Source organism: Streptomyces sp. NPDC002790 (assembly GCF_040295505.1).
In the GTDB taxonomy this organism is placed as follows: Bacteria; Actinomycetota; Actinomycetes; order Streptomycetales; family Streptomycetaceae; genus Streptomyces.
Window position 1 is genome coordinate 54985 of sequence record NZ_JBEOVM010000034.1, and the last position, 11217, is coordinate 66201.

Annotated in this window: 10 protein-coding genes; 9 read left to right on the forward strand and 1 reads right to left on the reverse strand. The window is 71.6% G+C overall.

Features of this window, described 5'->3' with window-relative positions; genetic code table 11:
• Window positions 1-2: 2 nt before the first annotated feature.
• From ABT004_RS17890 to ABT004_RS17930, 9 genes are all read left to right on the forward strand, one after another.
• Complete coding sequence (locus tag ABT004_RS17890) at window positions 3-779, forward strand: SDR family oxidoreductase (RefSeq protein ID WP_351337514.1); 777 nt, start codon at window positions 3-5, stop codon at window positions 777-779.
• A 9-nt stretch (window positions 780-788) separates the two neighbouring features.
• Entirely contained in the window at window positions 789-2417 is a 1629-nt protein-coding gene (locus ABT004_RS17895; protein WP_351337517.1) for a thiamine pyrophosphate-binding protein, read from the forward strand.
• A gap of 10 nt (window positions 2418-2427) precedes the next feature.
• Entirely contained in the window at window positions 2428-3369 is a 942-nt protein-coding gene (locus ABT004_RS17900) for a PDR/VanB family oxidoreductase (RefSeq protein ID WP_351337520.1), read from the forward strand.
• A 22-nt stretch (window positions 3370-3391) separates the two neighbouring features.
• Window positions 3392-3628: a recombinase-like helix-turn-helix domain-containing protein gene (locus ABT004_RS17905; protein WP_351337522.1), complete on the forward strand. Its 237-nt coding sequence runs from the start codon at window positions 3392-3394 to the stop codon at window positions 3626-3628.
• Between the two features lie 8 nt (window positions 3629-3636).
• Window positions 3637-4650 carry a Rieske 2Fe-2S domain-containing protein gene (locus ABT004_RS17910; RefSeq protein WP_351337541.1) on the forward strand — a complete coding sequence of 338 codons (1014 nt, stop codon included), beginning with the start codon at window positions 3637-3639 and terminating at the stop codon, window positions 4648-4650.
• Complete coding sequence (locus tag ABT004_RS17915) at window positions 4647-5897, forward strand: MFS transporter (RefSeq protein WP_351337524.1); 1251 nt, start codon at window positions 4647-4649, stop codon at window positions 5895-5897. Before ABT004_RS17910 ends, ABT004_RS17915 begins: the two co-directional genes overlap by 4 nt.
• A 141-nt stretch (window positions 5898-6038) precedes the next feature.
• Window positions 6039-7007 carry a PAC2 family protein gene (locus ABT004_RS17920; protein WP_351337526.1) on the forward strand — a complete coding sequence of 323 codons (969 nt, stop codon included), beginning with the start codon at window positions 6039-6041 and terminating at the stop codon, window positions 7005-7007.
• Between the two features lie 287 nt (window positions 7008-7294).
• Window positions 7295-9067, forward strand: a complete 1773-nt coding sequence (locus ABT004_RS17925; protein ID WP_351337528.1) for a S8 family peptidase — start codon at window positions 7295-7297, stop codon at window positions 9065-9067.
• Between the two features lie 37 nt (window positions 9068-9104).
• Complete coding sequence (locus ABT004_RS17930) at window positions 9105-9761, forward strand: hypothetical protein (RefSeq protein ID WP_351337531.1); 657 nt, start codon at window positions 9105-9107, stop codon at window positions 9759-9761.
• Between the two features lie 76 nt (window positions 9762-9837).
• Here ABT004_RS17930 and mshC read toward each other — a convergent pair whose 3' ends face one another.
• Window positions 9838-11067: a cysteine--1-D-myo-inosityl 2-amino-2-deoxy-alpha-D-glucopyranoside ligase gene (gene mshC, locus ABT004_RS17935; RefSeq protein WP_351337534.1), complete on the reverse strand. Its 1230-nt coding sequence runs from the start codon at window positions 11065-11067 to the stop codon at window positions 9838-9840.
• Window positions 11068-11217: the final 150 nt, after the last annotated feature.

Genomic DNA, 11217 nt, shown 5'->3' on the forward strand with positions numbered 1-11217 from the left:
TTATGGATCTCGGCCTCGCCGACCGGACCTATGTGGTCACCGGAGGCAGCTCGGGCGTCGGCCTGGCCACGGTCCGCGCCCTCCTCGACGAAGGCGCGAACGTCGCCACCTGCGGACGCGATGCCGACCGCCTCAAGAGCATCGGCACGCACGACCGCCTCTTCACCGCCACGTGCGACGTGCGTGACGCCGATGCCGTACGCGGCTTCGTGGCGGCGTCCGCGAAGGCCTTCGACGGGCGTCTCGACGGGCTGGTCAACAACGCCGGCCAGTCCCGCATGAAGAGCCTCGACGACACGACCGAGGACGACTGGCGCGACGAGCTGGAGCTGAAGTTCGCGGGCGTGCTGAACCCGCTTCAGGCGGCCCGGGAGTATCTGCGGGCGTCCGACGCGGCCTCCGTCGTCAACGTCAACGCAGTGCTTGCCAAGCAGCCCGAGCCGCGGCTGATCACGACGAGCGCCGCCCGCGCGGGCATCCTCAACCTCTCCAAGTCCCTTTCCCAGGAGCTCGCTTCGGCCGGCGTCCGGGTCAACTCGGTCTGCCTCGGCCTCATCGACACCGGCCAGTGGACGCGGCGGCACGCCGCTGCGGACTCCGGCCTGAGTTACGAGGACTGGCAGGCGGAGCTGGCCGCCGACCGCGGTGTCTCGCTCGGCCGGCTCGGCCGCGCCGAAGAGGTCGCCTACGCGATCGTCGCGCTGCTGTCGCCGCGCGCCTCGTACATCACCGGAACCGCCGTCGACGTCTGCGGCGGCGTCGGCCGCGGCATTCTCTGAGGAGTTCACATGCAGTACACCAATGGCGGTGACCTCCTCGTCGCCGTCCTGAAGGAACTCGGCGTCGACACGGTCTTCGGCATCGTGTCCGTGCACAACCTGCCGCTGGTCGAGGCCGTCGACCGCGAGCTGCGCTTCGTACCCGTGCGGCACGAGGCGAGCGCGGTCAGCGCCGCCGACGCCTACGGCCGGGCCCGCGGCACCATCGGCTGCGCGCTCACCTCGACCGGCACGGGCGCGGGCAACGCGGCCGGTTCGCTGATCGAGGCGCTCGCCTCCGGCACGTCCGTGCTGCACGTCACGGGCCAGGTCGAGACCGGATTCCTGGGCAGCGGACGCGGGTTCATCCACGAGACGAAGAACCAGCTCGGCATGCTGGACGCCGTCTCGGCGTTCGCGGCCACGGTGGGCTCGGCCGGCGAGGCGGGCGACGTGCTGCGGTCCGCCGCACGTGCCGCGCTCGCGTCGCCGGGCGGCCCCGCGAGCGTGGAGTGGCCGATCGACCTGCAGTACGCGGCGCAGACGGACGCGCCCGTGGCCGTGGAGCCGACCGTCTCGCCGGTTCTGGCAGACCAACTGGCGCAAGCCGCCATGCTGTTGGCGTCCGCCGAGCGTCCCCTCATCTGGGCCGGCGGCGGCGCCACCCGCGCAGGCGCCGAGCTCACCGCGCTCGTCGAGGCGACCGGCGCCGGGCTGCTCACCTCCAACTCCGGGCGCGGCGCGGTCCCCGAGGACCACCCGCAGGTCATCGGCAACTTCGCGACCACGCCCGCCGGGCGCGCGCTGCTCGCCGACGCGGACGTACTGCTGACCATCGGCACGCACTTCCGCTCCAACGAGACCGCCGACTACGGCCTCCAACTCCCGGACGCCGAGCGGCACATTCAGATCGACGTCGACGCCGCCGCCCTCGGCCGCGTCTACCCGGCCGCACACCCCCTGCACGCCGACGCCGCCGACGCCCTGGCCGCCCTGCTCCCCCACGCCCGCGCCGCCGAGCCGTCGTGGACGCGGCGGATCACGGACGTACGCGCCGAGGTGCGGGCCACGCTGCACGACAACATCGGCCCGCAGGCCGCCATCTGCGACGCGCTGCGCGCCGTGCTGCCGCGCGACGCGGTCGTCGCCCGTGACGTCACGATCCCGTCCAGCAGTTGGGGCAACCGGCTCCTGGAGATGTACGACCCGCGCTCCAATGTGTTCCCGCGCGGCGGCGGCATCGGGCAGGGCCTCGGCATGGGCATCGGCGCGGCCCTCGCCGACCCCGGGCGGCCCACCGTCGTCATCGCGGGCGACGGCGGCCTCGCCGTGCACCTCGGCGAGCTGCTCACCGTCGCGCAGGAGCGCCCCCGTCTGACCGTCCTGGTCTTCAACGACGGCGGTTACGGCGTGCTGCGCAACATGCAGGACCGCTACAGCGAGCGCCGGTCCGGCGTCGACCTCGTCACGCCGGACTTCGAACTCCTCGCCCGTGCCTGCGGGTTGCCGTACCTGCGGATCTCGGACGCCGAGCACGCCCGGCCGGTGATCGAGCAGGCCGTCGCGTCCGAGGGTCCGACGCTCGTCGAGGTCGACCTCGCCTCGCTCGGCCCGATGAAGAACCCGTTCACCCCGCCCGTGAAGATCCCCGGCACGTAAGGAGGCCACCATGACCGAAGAGCGTCGACTCGACCTGCTGGTCCGGCGGATGACCTGGGAGGCCGACGGTGTCCTCTCCGTCGAGCTGACCCACCCGGACGGCAAGCCGCTGCCCGCGTGGGCGCCGGGCGCGCACCTCGATGTGCACGTCGGCGGGCAGGTCCGCCAGTACAGCCTGTGCGGCGACCCGTCCGACTGCGGCACGTACCGCATCGGTGTGCTCAACGAGCCGTCCTCGCGCGGCGGTTCGCGGTACGTGCACACCCAGCTGCGCCCCGGCCAGCAGGTCACCACCTCCGAGCCACGCAACCACTTCGCCCTGGAGGACGCCCCCGCGTACGTGTTCATCGCCGGCGGCATCGGTGTCACGCCGATCCTCGCGATGGCACGGGAGGCCGCCCGGCGCGGCGCCGACTGGCGCATGGTGTACGGCGGCCGGGGGCGCGCCTCGATGGCGTTCACCGATGAACTGGGCGCGCTCGGCGGCGACCTGACCCTCGTACCGCAGGACGAGCAGGGGCACATCGACCTCGACGCGACGCTCGCCGGGCTGCCCGAAGGGGCACTCGTCTACTCCTGCGGACCCGAGCCGCTGCTCGCGGCGGTCGAGGAGCGCTGCCCGGCCGACCGACTGCGCCTGGAGCGCTTTGCCGCCCCCGTCGTCGAACGGGTCGCGGACGAAGGCGAGTTCGAGGTCGAATGCCGCGCCTCCGGACAGACCCTCACCATCGGCGCCGACACATCGATCCTGGAGGCCGCCGAGGCCGCGGGCATCGACGCGCCCAACTCGTGCCGCGACGGCATCTGCGGCTCCTGCGAGACCCGTGTCATCGAAGGCGCCCCCGAACACCGCGACTTCCTCCTGTCGGAGACCGAGCACGCCGCGAGCGCCTCGATGATGATCTGCGTCTCGCGCTGCGCCGCCGGCTCCCGCCTCGTACTCGACCTCTGACTTGACCTCTGAGGAGACATCCATGACCACCACCGACACCAACGACTGGCCGTACCTGGAGACCCACCAGTCCCGCGACCACGAGCCGAGCCCGTACGAGTACAAGCTGGCGGCCACGCTCGAAGAGGTCTTCACCAAGGTCGGCCACGAACTCACCGACGTAGTGACCGGGCTGAATGCCCGTCAGGTCCACGCCCCCGACGGGGCGCCGTGGACCGAGGAATCCTTCCGCGCCGAGATGCACCGACTGGGAGCGTGACGTACCCCATGGCTCTGACCGCCGACCACATCTACGCGACCGGCCTGCGCAACCAGTGGCACCCGGTCGTCCCCTCCTCCTTCGTCGCGCCCGGCGCGATGCGCAAGGTCACCGTCCTCGGCGAGCAGTGGCTGCTGTTCCGCCGCTCCGACGGCACCCTGAGCATGCTCGCCGACCGCTGTCCGCACCGTGGCGCCCCGCTCTCCCTCGGCAAACACCTGGGTGACCGGGTGGCCTGCTGGTACCACGGCGTCGAGATCGAGACCGACGGCACCGTCTCCTCCGTGCCGGGCCTGCCCGGCTGCAACCTGGAGGGCAAGAAGCTCGTCACGTCGCTGCCCGTGCGCGAGGTCTCCGGCGCCGTCCTCGCCTACTTCGGCGACGAACAGCACCCGGAGCCGGTCGAGTTGACGCTCCCCGAGCCGCTCACCGACCCCGACATCGACGCGATCCTGTGCTACGCCGAGTGGGACGCGCCGTGGCGTTACGGCGTCGAGAACCTGCTCGACCCGATGCACGGCCAGTTCCTGCACCACGACTCACACACCATGTTCGACGGTGACACCACCGCCAAGTTCCGCATCCGCGAGACCGACCGCGGCTACTTCTTCGAGAAGACCGACCAGCGGGGCGTGAACTTCGACTGGATCGAGCTGTGCCGCACGGGCGTGGACTGGTTCGACCTGTCCATCCCCTACCCGCCGTCGGCGGGCCCCGGCGGCCCGTTCGGCATCGTCGGCATGGTCCGCCCGGTCGACGAGAACCGCTCCGCCGTCTTCTTCTGGCGCTACCGCAAGGTCCAGGGCTGGCAGCGGGACACCTGGCGGTTCCTGTACAAGACGCTGATCGAGGAGCGCCACTGGCAGGTCCTGGAGCAGGACCGGGAAATGCTGGAGGCGATGCCGGCCGACGCCGACCAGCAGGAGAACCTCTACCAACACGACCTCGGCGTGGTCCGCCTGCGCCGCATGTACCGCGGCGAGGCCGAGAAGCAGGCGGCCGGGAAGCAGTCGACCGCATGAGTGCGAGAGCGCGCTGGGCGGGGGTCCTGAGCCTGCTGGTCATCGTGCTGATCAGCTACGTGGACCGCGTCAACGTCTCCGTCCTCATCACGGACAAGGCGTTCACCGACCACTTCGGCATCACCGGTGACCCGACGGCGCAGGGCGCCCTGTCGACGGTGTTCCTCGTCGGGTACGGGATCGCGGCGTTCTTCCTCACCCCGTTCTACGAGACGTCGCTCGGGGTGCGCCGCGGCCTCGTCGTCAGCGTCGCCCTGTGGTCGCTGATGACACTGCTGTCGCCGTACGCGCTCGGCGCGCTCACGCTGACCGTTCTGCGCGCCCTGCTCGGCGCCGCCGAGGGCCCGCTGTTCTCGCTCAAGACGATGTACGTGCGCGAGCACTTCGCGCCGCACGAGGCGGGCCGCCCCAACGCGGTCAGCTCCATGGGGGTGTCGCTTGGCACGGCCGCGGGCCTGCCCCTGATCACGTACCTCGTCTACCGCTTCGACTGGCACACCTCGTTCCTCGCCCTCGCGGCGCTGAACGCGGTGATCGGCCTCCCGCTGATCCTGCTGTTCGTACGAGGGCGTGGGGTGCGCGGCGCCGCCGAGCGGCCGGGCTTCGGGGCCACGTTGAAGGGCGCCCTGCGCATGCCCCGCCTGGCGCCCATCCTGGTCATCGAGATCGCCACGCTCGCGTACCTGTGGGGATCGAGCGCCTGGCTGCCCTCGTATCTGCTGCACGAGCGGCACTTCTCCCTGGCCGCGATGGGGATCGTCTCGGCCCTGCCGTTCGTGATGTCACTGATCTCCGGGTTCCTCGGCGGGCTGCTGCTCGACCGGCTGCCGCGGCGGCTGCTCGCCCTGCCGTTCGTGGTGGGCTCGACCGGCACCGCCGTGTGCGTGCTGCTTGTCGCGGGCGCGGGCAGCGGCGGGGCCGCAGCCACCGGGCTGATTCTGGCCGGCGGTTTCTGGGGCCTGCAGGGCCCGGCCATCCCCACCCTCGTCCAGCACTGCGCGCCCACGCACTTCGTCGGCAGCGCCTACGGAGTCGTGAACGGGGTCGGCAACCTGGTGTCGGCGTTCATGCCCACCCTCATGGGCGTGGCCATCGCGGCCAGCGGCGGCCACGGCTTCGGTGCCGGATTCAGCCTCCTCGCCGGGGCCCAGGCGCTGACCCTGGTGTGCGGGGCATGGCTGCTGGTCAGGCCGGTCCGCGAGGCACCGGCCGACGAACCCGACGCCGCGCGGCTCGCGCGCACCTGACGGCTGCCCCACGGTGGAGTGGACCACTCCGGCGTGGGGCAGTGTTGGGGGCAGTCCGCGCCCACAAGGGGGCTGCGGAGGGCCCCCGCCGACGCCGTAAGGTGGGCAGGTACGCGAGGGCACGTCGGAAGGAGGCACTGGGTGATCGAGCTCGAGGGGGTTCCCGAGCTGGTCGACCCGGTCATGGTGGCCGCGTTCGAGGGCTGGAACGATGCCGGCGACGCCGCCTCCACCGCGGTCGCGCATCTCGACAAGGAGTGGAAGGGCCAGGTGTTCGCGGCGCTCGACGCCGAGGACTACTACGACTTCCAGGTCAACCGGCCGACCGTGTTCGTCGACGACGGCGTGCGAAAGATCACATGGCCGACGACGCGGCTCTCGGTGATCCGTATCGGCGGGGACAAGCCGCGCGACCTGGTCCTGGTCCGGGGCATCGAGCCGTCCATGCGCTGGCGCTCGTTCTGCAACGAGCTGCTCGGCTTCGCGCACGAGCTGGGCGTCGAACTCGTCGTCGTCCTCGGCGCGCTGCTCGGCGACACCCCGCACACCCGGCCGGTGCCGGTCAGCGGCGTCACGTCGGACGCGGACCTGGCCTCGCGGATGAACCTGGAGGAGACCAAGTACGAGGGTCCGACAGGCATCGTCGGCATCCTCCAGGAGGCCTGCACGCACGCCGGCGTCCCCGCGGTCTCGCTGTGGGCGGCCGTCCCGCACTACGTGTCGCAGCCGCCGAACCCGAAGGCGACGCTGGCCCTCCTCAACCGTCTCGAGGACCTGATCGACCTGCGCATCCCGCTGGGCGAGCTGGCCGAGGACGCGCGGGCCTGGCAGTTGGGCGTGGACCAGCTGGCCGCCGAGGACAGCGAGGTCGCCGAGTACGTGCAGTCCCTGGAGGAGGCCCGCGACACCGCGGAGCTCCCCGAGGCCTCCGGCGAGGCGATCGCCCGCGAGTTCGAGCGCTACTTGCAGCGCCGCGACCCGAACGCCCCGCCCGGCGGCGGCCACGCGACGGACGGCGGCGACGGCTCCTCGCACCTGCGCGACAACCCGAGCGGCCGGACCAGGCCGCCGAAGCCGCCGCGCCCGGAGGGCGAGGACGGCGACGAGTAGTCGCGGCACGCAGTGACTTCAGGGCGGGGCGCCGAGCGCCCCGCCCTCCGTCGTGCCGCCCTGCCCGCACCCCAACTCTGGCCGGTTTGGGGCGTGACAGTTGATTCCGGTCGAATTGATGGCAGTTGCACGGGGTTCCCCATTCAACTTGTTTTCAAACGCAGTTGTCCTGCGGGGTCTGGACGGGCGGGCGTCGGCGTAGCAGGGTGAGCCCCGACGAGCCTCAAGAAGACACACGGCACAAGCAGACCCGTACGACCAGATGTGGCGAGGGGAGCTGTGGACCGATGACCGACCAGCACGCAAGCCCGGCACAGGGGCCGGGAGCGGCCGGGCCCGGACCTGATGGATCCGGTTTCACCTATCGCGGAGCGGAAGAGGAACTGATCGTCGTGGCGCGCCCCGAGGCCCGCCTGCGCGTCCAGGCCGACGGGGTGCGCTCCGCCGCGGGCGCCGACGTATCGGCGCTGAACATGTTCCTCGGGGACGAACAGCTCGCTCTTGAACCGCTGTTCGGCGGCGAGGAGCGGGTGCAGGGAGCCGGCGAGACACCCGGCGCCGACGTGCCGGACCTGGCGCTGTTCTACCGGGTGCGCGGCGGGGCCGAGCGGGCGCAGGAGCTGCGGTCGCGGATCGCGGCGCTTCCGGAGATCGACACGGCGTACGTGAAGCCGGGCGCGGTGCCCGCGGCCGCGGCGCAGTCGTCGCCGTCGTCGCCGTCGTCGCCGTCGTCGCCCGAGAGCTTCGACGAGGAGCGGCGGCTGAAGGAGAAGACGGCCGCGACGCCCGACTACACGGGCCGCCAGGGCTACTTGGGCCCCGCACCCGCCGGAGTCGACGCGCAGTGGGCGTGGCGGCGGCTCGGCGGCAACGGCGAGGGCGTCACCGTCATCGACGTGGAGGGCGCCTGGCAGTTGGGGCACGAGGACCTGTCGGCGAAGCTCGCGGGCATCGTGGTCGGCACACCGATCTCGGACGTGGCCTGGCGCAATCACGGCACGGCGGTCCTCGGTGTGATCGGCGGCGATCGCAATGAGCGCGGCATCACCGGCATCGTTCCGGAGGCGGTGACCGCCGCGGCCTCGTTCCAGGGCGTGGGCACGGCTGCGGCGATCCACGCGGCGGCCGACCGGCTGAGCCCCGGCGACGTCATCCTGATCGAACTGCACCGGCCTGGACCGCAGTTCGACTTCGAGCCGCGCGACGACCAGCGCGGCTACATCGCCCTGGAGTGGTGGCCCGACGACTTCGCGGCCATCAAGTACGCGACGTCGAAGGGCATCGTGGTCGTGGGCGCGGCGGGCAACGGCGCCGAGTCCCTCGACGACGCGGTGTACGAGCGGCGGCCGGACGACTTCCCGGCGTGGTGGCACAACCCGTTCAACCCGTCGAACCGCTCATCGGACGCGGTCCTCGTCGGCGCGGGCGCCCCGCCGCCCGGCACCCACGGCCGCGACCACGGCCCGGACCGCTCGCGCCTCTCGTTCTCCAACTACGGTGCCCGCGTGGACGCCCAGGGCTGGGGCCGCGAGGTCACCACCACCGGCGGCTCCTGGGACCGGCCCGGCGACCTCCAGGGCGGCACCGAGGAGATCGCCTGGTACACGGACACCTTCTCCGGCACCTCGTCCGCCTCCCCGGTGGTCGTCGGCGCGCTGACCGCCCTCCAGGGCATGCTCAGGGCGGGCGGCCAGCGCCCGATGACCTCGCAGCGGGCGCGCGACGTGCTCCGGGCGACCGGCTCACCGCAGCAGGACGCCCCCGGCCGGCCCGCCTCCCAGCGGATCGGCAACCGGCCCGACATCAAGGGGGCGGTCACCAACCTGCTGCCCTCGACGGTCGGTTCGGGCCAGGCGGAGCGGTACTGGGACGAGCTGATCCCGTATCCGCCCGAACTCCCGCCCCGGCTCCGGCTGTTCGTGGCGGGCTCCTGGCGCAATCTGAACAACCCGTCCCCCGAGACCCGGCAGGCGGTGCACACCGCCTTCGCGGGGGGACGGCCGGACGTACGTGTGTGGTTCTCGGACGACGAGGTCGTCGGCCTGGTCGTCACGGGCTGAGGAACGCAACCAACCATTGATGGAAGGTGGCACCCGCATGAGCATCACCCCCCAAATGGGCCAGCAGGGTCAGCAGTTCCCGAGCACCTCGCCCTACCAGCAGCAGCACGGCATGGGCCAGCAGTCGTACGGTCAGCAGCAGCCGGGCATGAGCGGCCAGGGCCAGGGTGGTCAGGGCCAGGAGCAGCTCGTCCAGCAGCTTCAGCAGCAGCTCCAACAGCTCGGCCAGCAGCAGCCGTACCAGCAGCTGCTGCAGCAGCTCGGCGGGCAGCAGCAACAGCAGCCCTTCGGCCAACAGATGCAACAGGGCCAGCAGAGTTACGGGCAACAGCAGTACGGCCAGCAACAGCAAGGACAGCAGCAGGACCAGCAGGCACAGCAGATCGAGCAGCAGGTGCAACAGCAGCTGCAGCAGGTCCAGCAAGCCGCGTACCAGCAGGCCCAGCGGCAGATCGAGCAGCAGGCGCTCGCCTCCGGCGTGGCGAACGGCTACATCGACATCGTGCAGCCGCTCCCGGGCCAGCCACGGCAGATCTTCCTGCGCATCAACAACCAGTTCCGCGTCCTCAACAACCCGACCCCGCAGGCCCACGACGAGGTCCAGGAGGCCTTCGCGTTCGGCCACCAGGTCGTCGGCATCTGGGACACGGGCTCGCCGCTCGTCCTGCGCAGCGTGCGCGTCCAGCGCATCTGACGGGAAGGTGAGAGACACACACGAAAAAGGGGCGCCTCCCCACACGGGGAGGCGCCCTGATGTGTCCTTCGGCTCGCTACAGCGCCACGCCCAACAGGGCGTCCACGGCACGCGATACGACGCCGGGGGCGCCCTCGTCCGTGCCGCCCCCGGCCGCCTGGGCCTCGGCCCAACGGTCGACGGCGGCCAGCGCGGCGGGCGCGTCCAGGTCGTCGGCGAGCGCCTCGCGGATCTCCTCGACCATCGCCTCGGCGGACGGGCCGTCGGGCCGGGAGACGGCCGCGCGCCAGCGGTCGAGGCGGGCCACCGCGTCGGCGAGCACCTGGTCCGTCCACTCCCAGTCGGAGCGGTAGTGGTGGGAGTGCAGGGCGAGCCGGATGGCGGCGGGGTCGACGTCGTCGCGGCGAAGCGTCGACACGAACACCAGGTTGCCCTTGGACTTCGACATCTTCTCGCCGTCGAGCCCGACCATGCCGGCGTGCACGTACGCCTTGGCCATCGGGAACTCGCCGGTCAGCGCCTGCGCGTGTGAGGCACCCATCTCGTGGTGCGGGAAGGCGAGATCCGATCCCCCGCCCTGGACGTCGAAGCCCATGCCGAGGTGGTCGAGGGCGATGGCGACACACTCGATGTGCCAGCCGGGCCGCCCCTGGCCCAGCGAACCGCCGTCCCAGCTCGGCTCGCCCTCCCGGGCGGCCATCCACAGCATCGGGTCGAGCGGGTTCTTCTTGCCCGGACGGTCCGGGTCGCCCCCGCGCTCGGCGGAGAGCAGCCGCATCGCGGCGGCGTCGAGGTTCGAGACGGACCCGAAGTGCGGATCGGCCTCGACGGAGAAGTAGGTGTCGCCCTCGAGCTCGTAGGCGGCACCGGAGTCACGCAGTCGTTCGACGAGCGGCACGATGCCGGGTATCGCCTCGACGGCGCCTATGTAGTGCTGCGGCGGCAGCATCCGCAGGGCAGTCATGTCCTCGCGGAAGAGGGCGGTCTCCCGCTCGGCGAGACCCTCCCACTCGATGCCGTCACGCACGGCCCGCTCCAGCAGGGGATCGTCGACGTCCGTCACGTTCTGGACGTAGTGAACCTGCCGCTTGGTGTCGAGCCACACGCGCTGCACGAGGTCGAACGCGTTGTAGGTCGCCGCGTGACCCATGTGGGTGGCGTCGTACGGCGTGATGCCGCAAACGTAGATACGGGCGACGGGACCGGGGGCAAGGGTGACGAGCCCAGCGGTCGCGGTGTCGTGGATCCGGAGGTCGCGGCCCTTGCCGGGCAGGGCGGGGACCTCAGAAGCGGGCCAGGCATGCATGCAACGAGCGTAACCGGACGCCCCTTCCGGATACGAACCGGACCATCCTCAATGGCCGAACACCCCCTCTTGCATGATCTTGCCGGGGACGCTAGGCGTTTCAAGCCCCTGCGGCGATTGATCCCATTCAAGCCCCGCCGGCGATTGAGG